This window comes from Campylobacter sp. JMF_01 NE2 (assembly GCF_027737365.1).
In the GTDB taxonomy this organism is placed as follows: domain Bacteria; phylum Campylobacterota; class Campylobacteria; order Campylobacterales; family Campylobacteraceae; genus Campylobacter_B.
In genome coordinates, this window is the sequence record NZ_JAOVTR010000003.1 from 58,936 (window position 1) to 78,817 (window position 19,882).

The 19,882-nt window shown below is 42.5% G+C and carries 19 protein-coding genes; 15 read left to right on the plus strand and 4 right to left on the minus strand.

What is annotated here, in order from left to right; all coding sequences use genetic code 11:
• Positions 1 to 720 carry a UMP kinase gene (pyrH, locus tag OFO01_RS05895; protein WP_270859276.1) on the minus strand — a complete coding sequence of 240 codons (720 nt, stop codon included), beginning with the start codon at positions 718 to 720 and terminating at the stop codon, positions 1 to 3.
• Between the two features lie 59 nt (positions 721 to 779).
• The gene (locus OFO01_RS05900) at positions 780 to 2,117 is read right to left on the minus strand and encodes an apolipoprotein N-acyltransferase (RefSeq protein WP_270859277.1); all 1,338 of its coding nucleotides are present in this window, start codon (positions 2,115 to 2,117) and stop codon (positions 780 to 782) included.
• On the opposite strand from OFO01_RS05900, the gene yajC reads away from it, so the two are divergent.
• The 12 genes from yajC to OFO01_RS05960 all read left to right on the plus strand — a co-directional run bounded on the left by yajC (position 2,090) and on the right by OFO01_RS05960 (position 15,686).
• A complete protein-coding gene (gene yajC / locus OFO01_RS05905; protein ID WP_270859278.1) occupies positions 2,090 to 2,359 on the plus strand; it encodes a preprotein translocase subunit YajC in 270 nt (89 codons plus the stop codon). The two genes, OFO01_RS05900 and yajC, sit on opposite strands and share 28 nt — an antisense overlap.
• Positions 2,352 to 3,953 (plus strand): protein translocase subunit SecD, encoded by a 1,602-nt coding sequence (gene secD, locus OFO01_RS05910; protein ID WP_270859279.1) that lies wholly within the window; start codon positions 2,352 to 2,354, stop codon positions 3,951 to 3,953. The genes yajC and secD overlap by 8 nt, the downstream gene beginning before the upstream one ends.
• Positions 3,940 to 4,908: a protein translocase subunit SecF gene (secF, locus tag OFO01_RS05915; protein WP_270859280.1), complete on the plus strand. Its 969-nt coding sequence runs from the start codon at positions 3,940 to 3,942 to the stop codon at positions 4,906 to 4,908. The genes secD and secF overlap by 14 nt, the downstream gene beginning before the upstream one ends.
• 9 nt (positions 4,909 to 4,917) lie before the next feature.
• Entirely contained in the window at positions 4,918 to 5,259 is a 342-nt protein-coding gene (locus tag OFO01_RS05920; protein ID WP_270859281.1) for a DUF6394 family protein, read from the plus strand.
• An 8-nt stretch (positions 5,260 to 5,267) separates the two neighbouring features.
• Positions 5,268 to 7,700: a leucine--tRNA ligase gene (gene leuS / locus OFO01_RS05925; RefSeq protein ID WP_270859282.1), complete on the plus strand. Its 2,433-nt coding sequence runs from the start codon at positions 5,268 to 5,270 to the stop codon at positions 7,698 to 7,700.
• A gap of 6 nt (positions 7,701 to 7,706) precedes the next feature.
• Entirely contained in the window at positions 7,707 to 8,258 is a 552-nt protein-coding gene (lptE, locus tag OFO01_RS05930; RefSeq protein WP_270859283.1) for an LPS assembly lipoprotein LptE, read from the plus strand.
• The gene (locus OFO01_RS05935) at positions 8,239 to 9,462 is read left to right on the plus strand and encodes a Mur ligase family protein (protein ID WP_270859284.1); all 1,224 of its coding nucleotides are present in this window, start codon (positions 8,239 to 8,241) and stop codon (positions 9,460 to 9,462) included. Before lptE ends, OFO01_RS05935 begins: the two co-directional genes overlap by 20 nt.
• Positions 9,449 to 10,339 (plus strand): M23 family metallopeptidase, encoded by an 891-nt coding sequence (locus tag OFO01_RS05940; RefSeq protein ID WP_270859285.1) that lies wholly within the window; start codon positions 9,449 to 9,451, stop codon positions 10,337 to 10,339. The genes OFO01_RS05935 and OFO01_RS05940 overlap by 14 nt, the downstream gene beginning before the upstream one ends.
• Entirely contained in the window at positions 10,339 to 13,314 is a 2,976-nt protein-coding gene (locus OFO01_RS05945) for a DEAD/DEAH box helicase (protein WP_270859286.1), read from the plus strand. The genes OFO01_RS05940 and OFO01_RS05945 overlap by 1 nt, the downstream gene beginning before the upstream one ends.
• On the plus strand, positions 13,307 to 14,155 hold the full coding sequence (locus OFO01_RS05950; protein ID WP_270859287.1) for an ATP-binding protein: 849 nt from the start codon (positions 13,307 to 13,309) through the stop codon (positions 14,153 to 14,155). Before OFO01_RS05945 ends, OFO01_RS05950 begins: the two co-directional genes overlap by 8 nt.
• Entirely contained in the window at positions 14,142 to 14,822 is a 681-nt protein-coding gene (locus OFO01_RS05955; RefSeq protein ID WP_270859288.1) for a 3-methyladenine DNA glycosylase, read from the plus strand. The genes OFO01_RS05950 and OFO01_RS05955 overlap by 14 nt, the downstream gene beginning before the upstream one ends.
• Positions 14,823 to 15,377: 555 nt before the next feature.
• The gene (locus tag OFO01_RS05960; protein WP_270859289.1) at positions 15,378 to 15,686 is read left to right on the plus strand and encodes a hypothetical protein; all 309 of its coding nucleotides are present in this window, start codon (positions 15,378 to 15,380) and stop codon (positions 15,684 to 15,686) included.
• Between the two features lie 79 nt (positions 15,687 to 15,765).
• Here the strand turns inward: OFO01_RS05960 and OFO01_RS05965 are convergent, their stop codons facing one another.
• Positions 15,766 to 16,563 (minus strand): 3'-5' exonuclease, encoded by a 798-nt coding sequence (locus OFO01_RS05965; protein WP_270859290.1) that lies wholly within the window; start codon positions 16,561 to 16,563, stop codon positions 15,766 to 15,768.
• On the minus strand, positions 16,560 to 17,201 hold the full coding sequence (gene rpe, locus OFO01_RS05970; protein WP_270859291.1) for a ribulose-phosphate 3-epimerase: 642 nt from the start codon (positions 17,199 to 17,201) through the stop codon (positions 16,560 to 16,562). The genes OFO01_RS05965 and rpe overlap by 4 nt, the downstream gene beginning before the upstream one ends.
• A 151-nt stretch (positions 17,202 to 17,352) precedes the next feature.
• Between rpe and rpmB the strand changes: the two genes are divergently transcribed.
• Genes rpmB through argJ form a run of 3 tightly spaced genes read left to right on the plus strand, consistent with a single transcriptional unit; the run spans position 17,353 to position 19,879 of the window.
• On the plus strand, positions 17,353 to 17,544 hold the full coding sequence (gene rpmB, locus OFO01_RS05975) for a 50S ribosomal protein L28 (RefSeq protein WP_270859292.1): 192 nt from the start codon (positions 17,353 to 17,355) through the stop codon (positions 17,542 to 17,544).
• A gap of 18 nt (positions 17,545 to 17,562) precedes the next feature.
• Positions 17,563 to 18,693 (plus strand): potassium channel family protein, encoded by a 1,131-nt coding sequence (locus OFO01_RS05980; protein ID WP_270859293.1) that lies wholly within the window; start codon positions 17,563 to 17,565, stop codon positions 18,691 to 18,693.
• The gene (argJ, locus tag OFO01_RS05985) at positions 18,686 to 19,879 is read left to right on the plus strand and encodes a bifunctional glutamate N-acetyltransferase/amino-acid acetyltransferase ArgJ (RefSeq protein ID WP_270859294.1); all 1,194 of its coding nucleotides are present in this window, start codon (positions 18,686 to 18,688) and stop codon (positions 19,877 to 19,879) included. The genes OFO01_RS05980 and argJ overlap by 8 nt, the downstream gene beginning before the upstream one ends.
• Positions 19,880 to 19,882 lie beyond the last annotated feature (3 nt).

The window sequence follows — 19,882 nt, forward strand, 5'->3', positions numbered from 1 at the left end:
TTAGTTTTTTACGATTGAACATTGGCTTAAATCGCCGTTATTGATGATTTTGTGTAAATTTCCACTCTCAAACATATTGCATACGATGATTGGAAGTTTATTATCCTTGGCTAGGGCGATTGCAGTATCGTCCATGACCTTGATATTATCGTGCAAGGCTTGATCGTATGTAATGGTATTTAAAAGCACTGCGTCATCGAATTTATGCGGATCTTTGTCATAAATTCCATTTACCTTTGTCGCTTTGATAATCGCGTCTGCGCTGATTTCGACCGCGCGCAAGGTGCCAGCTGTATCAGTGGTAAAAAATGGATTTCCAGTGCCTGCTGCAAAGATTACGACCCGTTTTTTCTCCAAATGTCTTTTGGCTCTGCCGATGATGAAGGTTTCGCAGATCGCTTCCATTTTTATCGCGCTTTGCACGCGCACATCTATGCCGTTGTATTCGAGTGCCTCGCGCATAGCGATTGCGTTGATTACGGTTGCTAGCATGCCCATGTGATCGCCACTTGTGCGTTTGATGATACCGCCAGCTGCCGCGCTTACGCCTCTGATTATGTTTCCGCCACCGATTACGATACCTACTTCGATACCGTTATCGACGAGCTGTTTAATCTCTCTGGCTATAAATTTTAAAATTTCACTATCTATTCCAAAACCATCTTTTCCAGCCAGTGCCTCGCCTGAAAATTTAACGAGCACACGATTAAATTTTGCCATTTTAATGCTCCTTGAAAAAATTTGATTATGTTATCTAAAACTCGTTTAAAAATAGCTTTTTACGCCGTTTTAAATAATGCCAAAAATTTATTCACCCATAGTTTTTTAGGCGTGATTATCTCGCTAGGGCTTGCGTTTATGGCGTGATACACACTTGCCCCGCTTAGCGTGGCGTAATAGCGGATTATCAGGCGTTGCAGGTGCGGTTCGTAGCTAGGAATAAACCAGCCGTTGTTTGAAATCGCCACGACAAATTTTGGATTATCGCTGTAAAACTCGCCCCTCGTCGCCTCATAGCAAATCGCGCTTTTTACGGGGATTTCTTTGATTGTATAAAAACTAAAATTTGGCGCAATCGAAAAATCGCTAGCCCCGCCTAGAAATGTGTTATTCATAAAATCTCTAATCGGCGCAGGCAGGGGCACTTGCTCGCCAAAAGGCACCAAAATGTGCTTGTCAAATCTGCGCAAATTTCCGTTTTCAAAAACATACGCGCTGTTGTAAAATTTAGACTCTTCATACGCCTCAGCACCAGCTACAATCGAAATTTTATGCGATTTTTCTAGCAAAATTTCCTTTAAGGCTTCCTCGCGGTTTAGATACAGCGCAAATGCGCTCTCTGGCAATACTATCGCCTCGTAGCCACTTTCTATCGCCTCGTCTATTTTGGCTAAATTTTCTCTAATTGCGCCTAAAATTTTGTCATTGTCCCAGATGTCAAATTGTGAAATTTGCGAGTTTTCAAGCTTGATTTTAAGTGGTAAAAATTCAGCTTCTTTTTCTTTAAATTCTAACGCGCAAATCAAACAAGCGCAAAAAAGCAAAATTTTGGCTTTGTGCCTAAATTTTATCAAAATGCAAATTCCAGCCAAAATCGCGCAAAATGCGAAAATTTCGGCTCTAAAAATGCCGTGTGAAAACAAAAGCTCGAAATTTAGCCAATCAAAGCCAAAAGGGTGGATAAATTTCAGCCCCACCAAACAGAGCGCGCGCGCTATCGGCTCATCAAAAATGGCAAAAATACGAAAAATCGCCCCCGCAATCAGGCAAATTCCTAAAATTTCAACTGGGATTAAAAACGAAAGTCCAAAATAAATCAGGCTAAAACTAATCCAATAAAACCAAATCGCGCCGATAAAAAACCCAAACCAAAACCAAATTTGCTTATTGCTTTTTAAAAGCACAAATAGCGCAAAAATCGCGATTAGTGGCGAGAAAAATTCAGCCAAAAGCGATAAAATTCCACCTAAATTTTGGCTTAAAATTTCAACAAATATAAAATTTGAAACTCCAAGCGCAAGAAAAAAGCCGTTATTTATTTTATTTAATGTAAAATACTCTCTTTTTAAATTTTTTACAAAGGAAAACGATGGAACAAGGGAATCTTTTTGGAACATTATTACCTCTAATTGTCTTTGTTGGGATTTTTTACTTTTTGCTAATCAGACCGCAACAAAAACAAGCAAAAGAGCATAAAGCTATGGTTGATGCGCTCGCTAAGGGCGATAAAATCGTCACAAGTGGCGGACTAAAATGCACAGTCGTAAAAACAAGTGAGGATTTTATCACAGTTAAGCTTAATGATGATGTTATCGTCGAACTAGACAAACTTTATATCGCAAGAAGGTTAGATGCGTAGTAAGATTACATATCGTTTGATTGCCTTTTTAGTAGCGGCAATTTTTAGTTTGATTTTTGCTATGCCTTCGATTTTGCAGAGTGAAAAGGGCGATAAAATCAACCTCGGACTTGATTTGCAGGGCGGTCTTCACATGCTGCTCGAAGTCCAAAGCGACGAGGCGATAACTTCGAAAATCAAATCAATCGCAGCTAGCGTAAATTACGCTGCTAAGCGCGATGATTTGCTAATGGACGGCTTGAAGCTTGATAGCGATTTTTTCGAATTTGAAATTTTAGACCCCGATGAAGCGCCTAAATTTGACGCTTTGTTACACTCTGCTGCTAGTGGGCTTGAAATCGCCAAAACTGGCGAGAAATACCGCGTGAGCCTAACGCCAGAGGAGATCGCTAGCACCAAAGAATACGCGATCGCTCAGGCTGTGGATACTATACGCAACCGCTTGGATCAATTCGGCCTTGCTGAGCCAACAGTCGCTAAACAGGGCGAGAGCTATATCCTAGTCGAGCTTCCTGGAATTAAGAGCTCAGAAGAAGAACAACGAGCCAAAGATTTAATCGCCAAAGCAGCGCATTTACAGCTCATGGCACTTGATGAAATTCGCCAAGACAGAGCTCTAACGATGAGCGAAGAAGAGGCCAAAAGCTACGGCGATGTAATTTACCCTGACGCGAAAAATCCAGAATATAAATACCTAATCAATGAAATTCCGGTTTTAGACGGAGCAATGCTAGTCGATGCTAGGGTGGCTTTCGATCAAAACACAAATCAGCCAATCATAAATTTCACGCTTAATTCACAAGGCGCGCAAATTTTCGGCGATTTTACAGGCGAAAATGTCGGCAGACGCCTTGCAATCGTGCTTGATGGCAAGGTCTATTCAGCTCCACGCATTAATGAGCGAATTGGTGGCGGAAGCGGACAAATCAGTGGCGGATTTAGCGTGCAAGAAGCACATGATGTGGCGATTGCACTGCGCTCTGGTGCGCTTTTGGCGCCTGTTAGCGTGAGCGAATCGCGCAGTATCGGACCAAGCCTAGGACAAGATAGTATAGATCAAAGTGTCAGAGCTCTAACTTTCGCGGCGATTGTAATTTTGATTTTTATGGTTTTATACTATGGTATGGCGGGCGTGTTTGCGGACATCGCGCTAGTTGTAAATATTTTATTTTTGATAGCGTTTATGGCGCTGTTTGGGGCGACACTGACCCTGCCTGGTATGGCTGGTATCGTGCTTACCGTGGGTATGGCAGTCGATGCTAATGTCATTATAAATGAGCGCATAAGGGAAGTGTTAAAAGCTGGTGGCTCCATTAGCCAAAGTATCACCAAGGGCTACGAAAACGCCATGAGCGCGATTGTAGATGCAAATATCACTACGCTGATTACTTCGGCTGCCTTGTATGCGTATGGCACAGGCCCTGTTAAGGGCTTTGCGGTAACTATGAGTATAGGTATCATTGCGTCGATGATTACTGCGATTTTGGGCACTCATGGTATGTTTGAGGTGGTAATGGGTAAAATGGAAAAGAGCAAAAATACGAAATTTTGGCTAGGTTACAAAGTCAGAAAGGCGCAAAATGCAGGTATTTGATAGTGATAAAATTTATGATTTTATGAAATTTAGACATATCGCATTTGTGATATCTGCGATTTTGATAATTGGCTCGATTGGGCTATTTTTGATTAAGGGCTTTAACTACGGTATAGATTTTAGCGGTGGAACGCTAATTCAGGTCAAATACGATACAAAAGCCCCGCTTGATGAAATTCGAACTCGCTTTGAAGCGGCAAATTTGGGAAATATAAATGTAACTGAGTTTGGAAGCGATGAGGAAGTTACCATTAGATACTCTGGCAGTAGCGATTCACTGGGCGATAATCCAGCCTTAGCAGCGCAAGAAATTTTAAAAGGAAGTGGAAATTTCGAGGTTCGCAAGGTCGATGTGGTGGGTCCAAAGGTCGGTAGCGAGCTACGCACAAAGGGAATTATGGCTGTTTGTGTATCGTTTGCGCTGATTTTGGTTTATATCACAATTCGCTTTGAGTGGAGATTTGCGATTGCGGCGGTGATTTCGGATTTGCACGATGTCATTATCGCATGTGGTGCGCTGATACTATTTAAAATCGATTTTAACCTTGAAATTTTGGCCGCACTTCTTACGATTATGGGTTATTCGCTAAACGATACTATCGTCGTTTTCGATAGGATTAGAGAGGGTGTGCGCACTAGCAAATCCATTAAGCTAACCGAGGTTATCAACGAATCGATCTCAGCTACGCTTTCAAGGACATTTTTGACATCATTTACGACCTTGCTTGTAATTGTGATTTTGTTCGTTTGGGGTGGAGCTATGATACATGGATTTAGCCTTGTTATGCTTGTTGGCGTCGTGGCTGGAACATTTAGCTCGGTTTTCATCGCTGCACCGCTTTTGATTTTATTTGGATTCGATGTGGAAAAATACCGCGCGTTTTTGGCTGATAAACAACGACGCGCCAAAGAAAAAGAAAAAATGCGCGCAATGTATGAAAAAGGCACTGTATAAGGATAGAAAATGAACTGGGGAAGAGTAACTTACATATTTTTTGCTTTGATGAGTGCGACTACAATCGCTGGATTTATCTACGAAAGACACGAGCTTTTGCTCTTTATCGCTGCTAGTATTAATGCAGTTTCTACGCTACTTAAAGTCGGTGTGCGCAATATGCTCTCAGCCGAGCTTTTCGCAAGCTCGCTTGTGGCTGATTTGCACCTAATTCCAGCGTTTGTGCTTATGATAGTTCATCCAGGCGATCTTTCGGTTATAACCGCGCTTTGTATCGGCGCGCTGATTGCTGTGATTTTCTCATTAGTGCTAATCACCGTAGAATCAGCCAAATCAAAAGATGAATTTTAGGAGTAATAATGGCTTATAATAGCAAAGAGATAGAATTAAAATGGCAAAAAATTTGGAACGATGAGGGCGAAGCAGAGCCAAAGGACGATTATAGCTTACCTAAAAAATATATTCTTTCGATGTTTCCATACCCAAGTGGTCGTATCCACATGGGGCATGTGCGAAACTACGCTATCGGCGACGCGCTCTCACGCTACTACCGCTTGCAAGGATACAATGTGCTCCAACCAATCGGCTTTGATAGCTTTGGTATGCCAGCAGAAAACGCAGCGATTAAACACAAAATTCACCCTAAAAAATGGACTTACGAAAATATTGATTATATGAAAAACGAGCTAGACAGGCTTGGTTTTAGCTTTTCAAAGCGTAGATTACTAGCTACTTCTGATCCGCTTTATACAAAATGGGAGCAGGAATTTTTCATCAAAATGTATGAAAAGGGGCTGATTTATCGCAAAAGCTCACTGCTAAACTGGTGCGAACACGACGGCACCGTGCTTGCAAACGAGCAGGTCGAAGACGGCAAATGCTGGCGCTGTGGCAATGAAGTAGTGCAAAAGCAAATGCAAGGCTACTACCTAAAAATCACTGATTATGCTGGGGAACTGCTTGATTGCTTGAAGGATTTGGAGGGAAAATGGCCAAATCAAGTCCTAACCATGCAAGAAAACTGGATTGGGCGAAGTGAAGGTTTGAAATTTCGCTTCAAATTTGACGATGAAAGCCGTGAGATGCTAGACGGAATCGACGGATTTGATGTATTTACGACTCGCCCTGATACGATTTATGGTATGAGCTACTCGGCTCTTGCGCCTGAACACGCGGTTATTGCGAAGCTTTTGGAGAAAAATTTACTTCCAAAAGATGTAGAGCAAAAGGTTCGCGCGATCCTAAATCAAAGCCCAAGAGAGCGACAAATCGCCGATAAAGACGGAGCGTATCTAGGCGTAAATGTCCTACACCCGCTAACTGGCAAAAAAATCCCAGTGTGGATAGCAAATTTTGTCTTGGCAGATTATGGCGATGGCGCGGTTATGGCTGTGCCAGCAGGCGATGAGAGGGACTTTGAGTTTGCGAGTAAATTTGGACTTGAAATTATAAATATTTTCGAAAACGAAACCCTACCGCATGTCGAAAAAACAGGAATTTACGCAAATTCTGAAATTTTAAATGGCCTAAAATACAAAGAGGCAAATGAGAAAATTCTGCAAATTTTTGAAGAGCGAAATTTAGGCTCTCGCGTGGTAAATTTCAAACTCCGCGACTGGGGCGTTTCACGCCAGCGCTACTGGGGCGCGCCGATTCCTATGATTCACTGCGAAAAATGCGGTTTAGTTGGCGAAAAAATCGAAAATTTGCCAGTTGCGTTGCCTGATGATGTGCAAATCACAGGACTTGGCAATCCGCTTGATAAACACCCTACTTGGAAGCACTGCACCTGCCCGAAATGTGGCGGAAAGGCCGTTCGCGAGACCGATACGCTTGATACATTTTTCGAGAGTAGCTGGTATTTCGCGCGATATGCAAGCGATGAGAAAACTTGGACGAGCAAGGCATTTGACGAGCAGAGCGTGAATTACTGGATGAGCGTAGATCAATACATCGGCGGTATCGAGCATGCGATTTTGCACCTGCTTTATGCTAGATTTTTCCAAAAAGCATTGCGTGATTTGGGCTATTTGCGCGATAGTGAGCCGTTTGCTAGACTTTTGACACAAGGCATGGTGCTAAAAGACGGCGCAAAAATGAGCAAATCTAAGGGCAACACCGTCGATCCTGATGATATCATCGCTACTTATGGGGCTGATACTGCGCGACTTTTCATACTTTTTGCAGCACCTCCTGCAAAAGAGTTAGAGTGGAACGATAGCGCAGTAGAGGGCGCTTATAAGTTTTTAAACCGCCTTTATGAGCGTTCAAGCAATGCGTATAAAACAGATAAAATTCCTAGCATTAACCACGCAAATTTAAGCAAAGATGAAAAATATGCGAGATTAAAAGTCTATGAAGCGCTAAAAAAATCGCACGATGTCTATACGGAAAATTTCGCCTTTAATACCCTAATCGCGGCGTGTATGGAGGCTCTAAATGCCTTAAACGCGCAGGATAACGCTGATATTTACACTGAGGGGTATTTTATTATCCTAAATTTACTTCAACCAATCGTGCCACATATCGCAAGCGAGCTAAGCCAGACACTTTTTGGGCGCAAAAATTTCACAAAAATTGAGCTTTTGCCTGAGGTTTTTGTGAGCGATACTATCACGCTTGCAGTTACCGTAAATGGCAAAAAACGCGCCGAAATCGACGCCAATGCAGACGCGAGCGAGGCGGAAATTTTAGCACTTGCCAAAGAAAATGTCGCAAAATGGTTAGAGGATAAAACGCTAATAAAAGAAATTTATGTCAAAAACAAACTTGTAAATTTGGTCGTAAAGTAGGAAAAAATGAGAAATTTGATTAAAAATTTAGCCGTTTTTGCGTTTGTGGTTTTGGTCGTTGGTTGCGGATATCAGCCAGTATCTAAAATCACTTCGCAGATTATGTCAAAAAGCGTGTATGTCGATGTGCTGATGAGTAAAACTGACCCTCAAAACACAGTGGCTATCAAAGATGCTGTCAAAAGCGGTATCGTAGCGCGTCTAGGCTCAAATTTAGCCGACAAATCTAGCGCCCAAACCTACATCGTAGCTAGCATAAAAAGGCTAACTTTCACAGCCCTTACTTACGATAGATACGGCTATATCACGAGTTATCGTGCAAATTTGACGCTAAATTTCAAAACAAAGCTTAAAAATGGCGAAATTTTTAGCAAAGACTGCGTAGGAGACCATGATTTTTCGGTCTCTCGTTTAGTCAAAAACAAACACGACACAATCTCAGTCATCAGCGACAAAGAGCGCTATGACGCTATCGAAAATGCCTCTACTCAGGCGTTTGATGAGTTTATTTCTGCGCTTGCGATCAAAGGCATACAGCTTGAACGCGCTAAAAACTAGCTTGGTTTTTGACTTCTTAAACGCTCGTCCGATTTATTATAAAAAGATCGATTACGAGCGTTTTCCAACTGCCTTTGAGGCTGTGCGTAGCGCACTCCCGCTAAAAAATATCACCCAAATCATCGGCACCAATGGCAAGGGAAGCACTGGCAGGTTTTTATCTAGGATTATTATGAGTGCAAATGGCGCAAATGGGCGAAATTCGGGCGCTAAATTTAGCGTCGGACACTACACTAGCCCGCATATTATGAGATTAAATGAGCGCATTTATCGCGACGGGCGCGAGATTAGCGATGATGAGTTGCAAGGCGCGCACGAGTATTTGCAAGCAAATTTACCGGCAAAATTTAGAAATAACCTTTCGTATTTCGAATACCTGACTTTGGCGGCTGCGGTGCATTTTAGGGAGTGCGATTACTGCGTATTTGAGGCTGGTATGGGTGGCGAGTTTGACGCTACGAGCAGTTTTGATACCAAGCTTTCGCTTTTTACCCCTATTGGCACCGATCATATCGGCATGCTTGGGGAGAATTTGGAGCAAATTTCGCGCACAAAGCTTAATGCAATGGCGCAAAACGCGATTTTAAGCGATGAAATGAACGAGATTAGCGTGAAAATCGCGCGTGAAATCGCAGCGCAAAAGGGGGCAAATTTGGCGTTTGCAAGCGATTTTTTAAACGCAGATGAAAAGCGCGAAATTGCCGAATATATCAAAACTCACAACCTAGCAAATTTTCAATATTCAAATTTAAAACTAGCCGTGGCTGGGGCGAAATTTTGGGGCTTAAATTTTAAAATTGCTGAAATTTTGCCACTTGATTTGCCTGGGCGCGCCGAAGCAATCGCTCCAAATATCATTATCGATGTGGGGCACAACGAACTAGCTGCCGCAGCACTTGCCAAGGAATTTGCAGGCAAAAAATTTACTCTGATTTACAACGCCTTTGCCGATAAGGATATCAAAAAGGTTCTTGCTACCCTTGCGCCGATTATTAAAAATGTCCAAATTTTGCCTTATGAGGCCCCTGGTCGCGAGCTTGGCGGGGAGATGATTACGCAGGCTTTGGACGAGCTTGGTATCGCGCACTCTGAATTTATGGGCGAAACCTATGAAAATGAGCTATATTTGGTGTTTGGTTCGTTTCATTTAGTCGAGGAATTTTTGAAATTTTATAATAACGGGGCGAAATTTGGCAAAAACTAAAATCACCATTAGTGATAATTTCGGCTCGAAAACCATGCAATTTGGCGAGAATTTTCGCTTTCAACTTAAAATTTTAATTGCATTTATCATTGTGTTTTTGCTCGTTTTGTTTTTCGCGCTTTTTCGCCTAAATAACGACAAAAAAAACCTAAAAACTACCAATGCTACGCTAATGGCGCAAATCGAAAAGCTAGAAAAACAAAACCAAAATTTGATAATTCAGGCAAATCAAATGCGCGAACAAACCAGCCTCGATATCGCAAACGAAGGCCCTGACGGCGATGAGAGCGACGCGCAAATCGCGCAGTATTTCAGCGAAAGACTAGCCCAGCGCAACAAATCAAACGCTAAAACAATCAGCGCAAACGATAACACCTATAAATTGATGTTTCAATACATACCAAACCGCTACCCGATAAAAAACCGCGGAATCACCGATAATTACGGCATGCGCACGCACCCGATAGCCGGTGTCAAACGCATGCACCACGGCATAGATTTGCGCGCCAGTGTCGGCACACCAGTAATCGCCACAGCAGATGGATTTGTCGATTTTGCCGGCGAGAGCGGAAACGGATATGGCATACTCGTGCGAATCACGCACAATTACGGATTTTCGACAAGGTATGGCCATTTAAGCTCGGTTAGCGTGGCTCCTGGCATGTGGGTTAGCAAAGGCACGATTATCGGATATACGGGCAATACAGGGTATAGCACGGGGCCACATTTGCACTATGAGGTGCGGTTTTTGGGTATGACGCTAGATCCACTAAATTTCATGCTGTGGGATAGCTCGAATCTAAATATCTGGTCGGTCGAGCCAAATGTGTCGTGGTATGAGATAAATCGCGTCTTGCAAAGTGGGGCGCAAAAATAATGCAAGCTAGAATTTATGAGTATTTTTCGCAAATTTTAGCGCAAAATTCTGCGCAAATTTGTCCTCAAATTTTAATCACAGATGATGAAAAAGATAGCGCACTTTGCGCTGAGGTGCTGAAATTTTTGGGTTTTAAAACTTTTGTTTTGCCTGATTTTAGGGCGCATTTTGGCGAGGATTTGCGAAGCTATTATGACGAGCTAATCGGCATTTCACGCTCGCTTGGCGCGTATTACAAATGCGAAGAGCGCAAAATTTTAATCTCGCCAGTTCGCACGATTTTAAACAAACTCCCCACAAAATCGCAACTAAAAGGGATAAAAATCGAATTTGCCCAAAAGCTAAATTTGGCTGAATTTAAAGATGAAATTTTGCGCCTTGGATACAGCGTGACGCAGGTCGTCGAAAGCGCAGGCGAGATTAGCTTTCGTGGCGAGATTATCGATATTTTCCCGCTTGGAGGCGAGTGCGGGGTGAGGGTTTTGCTCGATGATGATGAAATCGAGAGCATTAGGCATTTTGACATTGATACGCAAAAATCCGAAAAAATCGAGCTAGAAAGCGTCGAGATTGAGCCGTTTTTGGCGAATTTAAACAAGGGCGAGTTTGAGAGCGCAAACGAAAAAATTAACGCCTTTGATAGCGACGCTTTGATTAATGATTTAACTTCGCTTGGGTTTTGGTTTATTGATGGGTTTGTGGATTATTTGCAAGAATTTAGCGCAGTTTTAGCGTGTCCTATCAAAAAAGATGAAATTTTTGCCGAAAGGGATCTAAGCGTCCTTGATACACTGCCGCTAATCCCGCAGGCGCGTAAATTTAAGGATTTGCAAATCACGCCAAATAGCGAATTTTTCGAATTTCACAAAAATGATAAAATCACCATTATCGCGCGAAATGACGCACTTTTGGCGCATTTGGATCTCTCAAATTTAAGCAATGCGAAAATTTTAAAAGAGGATTTTATCCTAAATTTAATCAGCTCCGACGAGATTATCGTTTCATTAAACAAGCTAATCCCTAAAAAGCGCGTTCGCAAATCTAGCCTTGCGCTCGATGAGCTAAATCCTGGCGATTTTGTCGTGCATGAAGACTACGGAATCGCTAAATTCGCTGGCCTTGAACTAGCCACCGTTTTGGGGCATTCGCGTGAGTTTGTCGCCCTGATATACGAAGGCGGCGACAAGCTACTTTTGCCTGTGGAATACCTAAACAAAATCGACAAATATATAGCTAGTGGTGGCGTAGTAAGCCCTGATCGCCTAGGCAAGGCAAGCTTTGCGAAAATCAAAGAAAAGGTGCGCGAAAAGCTCTTTGTCATCGCTAGCAAAATCATACAAACCGCCGCCAAACGCGAGCTAATTCGTGGCGTGATGATAGAAAATACTGGTCCAAATTACGTCAAATTTATCGCTTCTAGCGGGTTTTCATACACGCCAGATCAAGAAAGCGCGATTAGCGCGATTTTGCAAGATTTACGCAGTGGCAAGGTCATGGATAGGCTATTAAGCGGCGATGTGGGCTTTGGCAAGACGGAAGTGGCGATGAACGCGATATTTGCGACGATAAAAAGTGGCTTTTCAGCACTTTTTTTCGTGCCGACGACTTTGCTGTGCGCCCAGCACTACGCTACGCTAAAAGCGAGATTTGATGAGTTTGAAATCCCTGTTTTTAGGCTAGATAGATTTAGCAAGGCAAAGGAAAAAAGCGAAATTTTAAAACGGCTTAAAAATAATGAAGCGATTGTGTGTGTGGGCACGCATAGCCTGCTAAATGTCGAAGCACCAAATTTAGGGCTCGTAATCGTCGATGAAGAGCATAAATTTGGCGTGAAACAAAAAGAAAAATTAAAGGAAAAATCGCAAAATTCGCACCTTTTAAGCATGTCTGCTACGCCAATTCCACGCTCGCTAAATATGGCGCTAAGCCAGATTAAGAGTTATAGCACGCTTCTAACTCCGCCACTTGATCGCCTCGATGTGCGCACAATGGTCAAAGAGTGGGACGAAAAAATCGTAAAAGAGGCGATTATTAGGGAGCTTCGCCGTGGTGGGCAGATTTTTTATGTGCATAATCATATCGCAAGCATGCCTAGCGTGAAAAAACGGCTACTTGAAATTTTGCCAAATTTAAAAATCGTAATCTTACACTCTAAAATCGATGCGCAAACCACCGAGGACGAGATAGCTAAATTTATCGCTGGGGAGTATGATTTGATGCTATGCACGAGCATAGTCGAGAGTGGAATCCACATGCCACGCGTCAATACGATTTTAATCGACAACGCCGATAAATTCGGCATTGCAGACTTGCACCAGCTTAGAGGCAGGGTAGGGCGCAGCAACAAACAGGCATTTTGCTACTATTTGATTGGCGATAAAACCGCCCTTACTAGCGACGCGCTAAAACGGCTCGTGGCATTGGAGAGCAACTCATTTTTGGGCTCTGGCTCAGTGCTAGCGTATCACGACCTAGAAATCAGAGGTGGTGGAAATCTCGTCGGCGAAGCGCAAAGCGGGCATATCGAGGCTATCGGATACAGCCTGTATTTGCGTATGCTAGAAGATGAGATAAACAAGCTTTTAAACCAAAAAACAATCATTTCAAGCGTTGAGCTTAAAATTTCAGTCAATGCCTTTTTAAATAGCGAATATATCGCGGAGGATAGGTTGCGACTTGATATTTACCGCAGGCTTAGCAAATGCGAAAACGCTATGCAAATAAATGAAATTTACGCTGAAATCGAGGATAGATTCGGCAAGGCTGATGTTTATACTAAACAATTCATTGATATGATGATGATAAAGGTGCTAGCCCAAAATATCGGTGTGCGCGCGATTTCGAGCGCAGATGTAAATATCGTAATCACAGATAAAAATGGCGAGAAAATCCGCCTAAAATCGCCTTCGAAAGACGATGATGATGTGCTAGCGGAAATTTTAGTGTATTTGCGAAAGGAAAACAAAAATGTCTGAGTTAAATTTGAAAATTGATTGGCAAAGCGTGCAAGTGGCGCAGTTTCGCAGACACGGACTAAGACTTAAAGCGATAGAGGATATTGATTTTGTGGATATCAACGCGCTTTGTGGTTTGGAGGCGCAAAAAACTGCGCTTGTAGAAAATACGCGAATTTTTATCCACGGGCGCGGGGCAAATCACGCCTTGCTTTGGGGCGAGCCAGGGTGCGGTAAATCAAGCTTAGCAAAGGCAGTTTTTACGAAATTTTTGCAAGATGGGCTTAAAATCGTCGAAATCGGCAAAGATGATTTGGAGTATCTCATCGACATAATCGATGAAATCAGGGGGCAGGATTATTATTTCATCATTTTTTGCGATGATTTAAGCTTTGAGCTTGGCGAAAACGCCTACAAGCACCTTAAACCGCTACTTGACGGCTCTATGGAGCGCGCGCCCAAAAATGTGCTAATGTATGCGACCTCAAATCGCAGACACATTTTAAGCGAGCTAGCCAGCGACAACATGGGCGCGCAGGTGGGCACCGACGAGCTTCATTTAAGCGACGCCAAAAACGAGCGCATTAGCCTTAGCGAGCGATTTGGCTTGCAACTTAGCTTTTATAGTGGCAATATGAGCGAGTATTTGGGCGTGGTGGAGAGCTATTTCGCGGCATTTAGATTTATGAGCGTTGATGAGTTTAGGCAGCGTTTCGCGCACGCACTTGATGAGTTGCGCGCCAAAGCTAGCGAGTTTGCGAGGCTAAGGGCGAGCCGAAGCGGGCGGATCGCAAAGCAGTTTGCGCTAAGCTATGCAAGCGAGTTTTTTACGAAATTTAGTCCCGAAAATGAGCGCGACTGAGCTATTTCACGCACTTTTTGGCGCGATTAAATTTAATGATTTTCGTTGGTGGCCGAATTTTGGCGAATTTGAAGTGATTGTCGGCGCGATACTGATCCAAAATACAAACTGGAAAAACGCTGAACTTGCACTTGAAAATTTAAGGAAATTCGGGCTTTTAACTTTGCAAAATTTGGCGAATTTAAGCGTGGAAAATTTGGCGGAAATCATCAAACCAAGCGGATTTTATAACCAAAAAGCAAAGCGATTAAGCTCGCTTTGCAAAGCTATTTTGGCAGAATTTGGCGATTTTGAAAATTTCGCGCACGCCGTAAGCCGTGAGTGGCTGATAAGCCAAAAAGGCATAGGCGCGGAAACCTGCGACGCGATTTTGTGCTATGCGTGCGGAAGGGCCGTAATGGTCGCAGATAGCTACTCTGCGCGTTTGCTAGGCGCGCTTGGATATGAGTTTGAGAGTTACGACGAGCTTAGCGAGTGGCTTGGCGCGCTGGAATTTGGCGAAGTTTTTGAACTAGTAAATTCTCGCTACAAAAATTTTTCAAACGACGAAAACGGCGCATTTGCGCTATTTCACGGACTAATCGTGGAATTTTGCAAAGCACACTTAAAAGGCAAAAAATTCGACGAATTTGCGATAAATTTATTTGATGAGTTAAAATGCAGTTAAAAATCCAAATTTTTCTAACAATCTTTCTCGTGATTTACACCCTTTTGTCGCTACCTAGCCAGATAAAAAATAAAAACTATTTTCAAATTTTTCTTTTTTTGTCTTTTGTCTGTATTGGCATAGAAATGCTTAGGCAAAACAGCCTTATAAATGGGCTTTTATCTAGTGTTGGTATGGATTATTTCGACATTATTTTTATTTGTGTTATGCTCTTTTTTATCTATGCTTTTCGCTCTGATAAGCCTGGCACTTTTATGATGTCTGCAATCTCTTTTTTTAATGGGTTTGCTTCGCTAAACGGATATAAAGTGTGGAGCAAATACCAAGGCTGGGTAAGACTTGGCACAAAGAGCAAAATTTTCGTTTTTATTGTAGCTTTTGCCTCACTTTTTGCTTTTTTATTTGGTAAAAAAAGTAATCAAAATAAACTATTTTTCTGCAAAAATTGCCAAAAGACTTTTTATTTTTATGAGGTAAAAAATTTAAAGTGCAAACAATGTTTTGGGAATTTGGTGGATTATGAGCACTATTTAAAACAAAAATATGCACATAAAAATGAAATTTTTACTGGTGATAAAGCTGGCAAGCCAAAACCGCGCAAGAATAAAAGAAAAAAGCATAAATGAGCAAGGGAGGGTATTTTTCACTCGCAGACGCTTGCGAAGTGCCCTGCGCACGCTAAAATCAAATTTGGACCTGCTTTTTACCTATCAGAGTTATCCAAATATCCCAAACACAAACAATTCATTAGAGGCAAGCTTTAATGATTTAAAAAGCAAAATCAGAAACCATGCTGGGCTAAATTTGAGTAATAGAAGGAAATTTATCTCATGGTATTTTTCTGTCAAAAATGAGACAAAATGATAATTTCATCCCCCTAAATGTCCTTTAAGCCTAAATTTCAAAATTTAGTAAATTTAGAGTGAAATTTTGTGGGTAAAATTTAGTTTAAATTCGCTGTTGCGCTTGGTTTTTTCAGCCCTGCTGTGCGGGAAAATAGTATCAAATCCTCCGTGCTTTGCACGCTCCATGGAAGTGCGCTTATGGCGTGAGCGAAGATTTCCTTGCACGAAATAGCGTCGCTGTAAGCCCTGTGGTGGGTGTTTTCGATACCCAAAAGCTCTTTTAGTGCGCCGAGATTGTATTTAGGCGACTCTATCGTGCGACGCGCTAGCTCGACGGTGCAAATTTTGCGGTTTAGTAGCATGCCAAACCCGCATTTTTGCATACTTGCGTCGATAAAACCATAATCAAATTTGACATTGTGCGCCACGAAAATCGCGTCGCCTAAAAATAGCCGAAACCGCTCCAAAACGCTAGCTAGGCTTGGTGCGCCCACCAAATCGCGCGCGCTAATTCCGGTTAGTTCGGTGATACCCTCTGGCACGAAATTTGCATAGACAAAGCTCTCAAATCTATCCAAAACTCGCCCGCCTTGCACCTTTATCGCGCCGATTTCGATGATTTGACCGCTACTTAGCCCGCCACTAGTCTCGATATCCACAAAGCAAAAAATCTCGTCTTCGATATCGGTTTCGCGGGTTTTAAGCGTGATTTTGCCATTGTCTAGCTTGATGACATTTAGCCCCATGGCGCGCCACATGCTAAAATCTTTTGGCTCAAAAAGCTCTGCAATTAGCTCGATTTTTTGCGCTTTGGCGATAAAATCGTGGTAATTTATGCTTTTTTGCGCCAAAAGTTCGATTAGGTTATCAAGCCCTTTTCTGCTGTCTTGGCTCATACTTTTAGGGCTTTGATAGCTTCGCTGTAATCGTTTGATGAAAATACGAAATTTCCAGCCACGACGATGTCTGCGCCTGCACTATCTAGCTCGGCGACATTTAGTCCATTTACGCCACCATCGACTTCGATCATACATTTCGCGCCCCGTTTTTCGATCAAATTTCTAAGTTCTGAAATTTTGCGCAAGGCTGATGGGATAAATTTTTGCCCGCCAAAGCCCGGATTTACGCTCATTAAAAGCACCATATCAACCTCGTCTATGATATAATCAAGCGCGCTAATTGGTGTGTGTGGATTGAGCGTGATAGCGGGGCTGACGCCGTTTTTGCGGATATAATCTATCAAGCGCAAAGGGTGTTTTTCTTCTTCGATATGAAAGCTTAAAAATTTTGGTTTTAGTGGCAAAAACAAATCAGCGAAAAACGGCACATTTTGCACCATTAAATGAATATCAAGAGGCTTTGTAGAGGCCTTGGCTACGGCATTTACGACAAGTGGGCCGATTGTGAGATTTGGCACGAAGTGTCCGTCCATGACATCGACATGGATCAGATCTGCTCCCGCATCGCATACTGCGCGCACTTCTTCGCTAAGCCTGCCAAAATCAGCTGATAAAATACTAGGGGCTACATACATATCAAAATTTCCTTATCAAATTTATAAAACCTGCAATTTTACTAATTTTTCTCATAAATTTTGCTAAATTTAATACTTTGTATAATTTAAGCAAATTTTGAAATTTTTTAAGATATAATCGCCGTTTATTTTCAAATTATAAGGATTTATTATGGCAAGAAGATGCGCAATCACTGGCAAAGGTGCGATGGTAGGAAACAATGTAAGCCACGCAAACAACAGAACTAAGAAAAAATTCCAAGTCAATCTACGCACAGTTCGCGTTCAGCTAGAAGACGGCACTACAAGAAAAATCAAAGTAGCTGCTTCAACTCTAAGAACAATGAAAAAACAATCAAGATAACCTTAAAAAGAGGAATTTATGTCTATTTTAGGCAGAATAAAATTATTCCTCAACTGGTCCGGCTCTACTAAACCGGACATTAACCTTTATAGCGAAATTTACGACGAACTACGCCCATTTAGACTTCCACTAATTATCATTGTTTTAATGCAGTTAGTGGGGACTTTGGGCTATATATTCACCGCTGGATTTTCGCTAGTTGATGCAATTTATCAAGCAGGCATGACATTTACCACCGTCGGATTTACCGAGGTGGCGCCAATCCCGCCTGCTGGCAGACTTTTTACAATCGCATTTATTTTGATGGGCTTTGGGACATTTTCGTTTTGTCTGGGTGTCGTCGTCGAAGTTATCAAAAAAGGAACACTGCAAAATTTAATCAGGGAGCAAGCTATGATAAACAATATCGCAAGGCTCAAAAATCACTACATTATATGCTATAACAACTCGTATTGTGCGGAGTTGGCGAAAGAATTTCGCGCCAATCATATCCCATTTGTCGTCATTGATCCAAACCCAGATTTGGCAAAAAGTGCTGATGAAAATTTATACCCATACTACATAATTGGCGATCCGCACGAGCAAAAAACGCTTTTAAAAGCGCACCTTTCAAGCGCAAAATCCATAATCACGCTAAGTCCAAATTTAGCCGATAATATCGCTATTATCACGCTTGTTAGGCTTTATGAAAAAGAGCTAGGGCGTATTACGCCGTATTTTATCATGGCGAATTCTGACAGCGACAGCGACAGCGAACGCCTCAAAAAACTTGGCGCAAATTCCGTCGTCTTGCCGTCCAAGCTCGCCGCACAGCGCCTTTCAGCGATTAGCGTGCGCCCAGATATGGAAAATATCCTAGAACGCCTCGTTTATCAAAAAGACTCTCCGATTGATATCGAAGAAATTTTAGTCCCTGAGTTTTCGTGGATGAGGTTCAAACGCCTCAAAGAAACCCGTCTCAAAGAGATGACAAACGCAAATATCGTGGGCGTGAAGGAAGCTAACAATCGCTTTGTAGCTATGCCCGATGGGGATTATCTAATCGGCACTGGCGCGAAACTGCTAGTTATCGGCACAGCCGAGGGTATCAGGGATACCAAAAAGCTAATTAGAAGCAAATACAAACCACAGGAGATGAAATATGTATAAAATCGCCCCTTTGCAAAACGGCCTAGAAAATATCGACGGATTTTATTTTGGCGGGCTAAATTCGGGCTTTAAAAAAGTCGGAAATGATTTGGGATTTATCAGAGCTGACGAGCCGTTTGCTATAAGCGCGATTTTTACGAGTAATAAATTTGCCGCTGCGCCAATAGCGCATTTTAGGCGAATTTTAGAGAAAAACGGCGGGGAATTTCGCACAAATTTCATTTTGATAAATTCTAAAAACGCAAACGCAATGACCGGCGAAGCTGGTATTGGCGATATAGATGAAATTTTCTCTGAAATTTCAAAATTTACGCCCTTAGTAAATCCTGTGATGAGCTCAACCGGCGTCATTGGATATAGATTAAAAAAAGAAAAAATCATAGCTGCTGCGAAAAATTTCGACCTTATGGCGCGTGATTCTGAGGCCATAGCCACGGCGATTATGACGACAGACACACTAAAAAAGGAGTTTGCTTACGAAGTTAGCTTGGAAAATGGCGAGAAATTTCACATAGCAGGTATTTGCAAGGGTGCTGGTATGATAAATCCGGCTTTGGCGACTATGCTTTGCTATATTTTAACCGATGCGAAAATCCCGCACTCTGATATGGGCGAGCTTTTAAGCGAGGCTGTGGAGGATAGCTTTAATAGGGTCAGTGTCGATGGCGATACTAGCACGAACGATACCGTCATGCTAGCGACCAGTGCGCGCGCTAGCTATGATAAAGAGGCGTTTCGTGCCGCGCTGAAAAAAATCGCACTCGATCTTGCCTTAATGCTAGTGCGCGATGGCGAGGGTGCGAATAAGCTGGTAAAATTTAGAGTTTTTGGCGCGAAAAATGATAATGAAGCCAAAAAGGCTGCCAAGGCTTTGTCAAATTCTCCGCTTGTCAAAACAGCGATTTATGGTGAGGATCCAAACTGGGGGCGCATAGCCTCTACAATCGGCGCGTGCGGGATAGAGTGCGACGCCGAAAAACTCGTGATAAAATACGACGACGCGCTTGTGTATGATAGCGCGCACCGCGAGCTAGACGAGGAGCGCGAAAGGCTAGCGCACGAAGTAATGCAAAAGGCCGAATTTGAAATTTCATGCGATTTGGGGCTTGGAGCAGGCGAATTTAGCGCGTATGGCTGCGATCTGAGCTATGAATATGTCAAAATAAACGCAGATTACAGGTCGTAAATT

Excerpts from the sequence above, each read along its gene's own strand:
- pyrH (WP_270859276.1), bottom strand. The coding sequence starts at position 720 with ATGGCAAAATTTAATCGTGTGCTCGTTAAATTTTCAGGCGAGGCACTG.
- yajC (WP_270859278.1), top strand. The coding sequence starts at position 2,090 with ATGGAACAAGGGAATCTTTTTGGAACATTATTACCTCTAATTGTCTTT.
- OFO01_RS05900 (WP_270859277.1), bottom strand. The coding sequence starts at position 2,117 with ATGTTCCAAAAAGATTCCCTTGTTCCATCGTTTTCCTTTGTAAAAAAT.
- secD (WP_270859279.1), top strand. The coding sequence starts at position 2,352 with ATGCGTAGTAAGATTACATATCGTTTGATTGCCTTTTTAGTAGCGGCA.
- secF (WP_270859280.1), top strand. The coding sequence starts at position 3,940 with ATGCAGGTATTTGATAGTGATAAAATTTATGATTTTATGAAATTTAGA.
- OFO01_RS05920 (WP_270859281.1), top strand. The coding sequence starts at position 4,918 with ATGAACTGGGGAAGAGTAACTTACATATTTTTTGCTTTGATGAGTGCG.
- leuS (WP_270859282.1), top strand. The coding sequence starts at position 5,268 with ATGGCTTATAATAGCAAAGAGATAGAATTAAAATGGCAAAAAATTTGG.
- lptE (WP_270859283.1), top strand. The coding sequence starts at position 7,707 with ATGAGAAATTTGATTAAAAATTTAGCCGTTTTTGCGTTTGTGGTTTTG.
- OFO01_RS05945 (WP_270859286.1), top strand. The coding sequence starts at position 10,339 with ATGCAAGCTAGAATTTATGAGTATTTTTCGCAAATTTTAGCGCAAAAT.
- OFO01_RS05950 (WP_270859287.1), top strand. The coding sequence starts at position 13,307 with ATGTCTGAGTTAAATTTGAAAATTGATTGGCAAAGCGTGCAAGTGGCG.
- OFO01_RS05955 (WP_270859288.1), top strand. The coding sequence starts at position 14,142 with ATGAGCGCGACTGAGCTATTTCACGCACTTTTTGGCGCGATTAAATTT.
- OFO01_RS05960 (WP_270859289.1), top strand. The coding sequence starts at position 15,378 with ATGAAATTTTTACTGGTGATAAAGCTGGCAAGCCAAAACCGCGCAAGA.
- OFO01_RS05965 (WP_270859290.1), bottom strand. The coding sequence starts at position 16,563 with ATGAGCCAAGACAGCAGAAAAGGGCTTGATAACCTAATCGAACTTTTG.
- rpe (WP_270859291.1), bottom strand. The coding sequence starts at position 17,201 with ATGTATGTAGCCCCTAGTATTTTATCAGCTGATTTTGGCAGGCTTAGC.
- rpmB (WP_270859292.1), top strand. The coding sequence starts at position 17,353 with ATGGCAAGAAGATGCGCAATCACTGGCAAAGGTGCGATGGTAGGAAAC.
- OFO01_RS05980 (WP_270859293.1), top strand. The coding sequence starts at position 17,563 with ATGTCTATTTTAGGCAGAATAAAATTATTCCTCAACTGGTCCGGCTCT.
- argJ (WP_270859294.1), top strand. The coding sequence starts at position 18,686 with ATGTATAAAATCGCCCCTTTGCAAAACGGCCTAGAAAATATCGACGGA.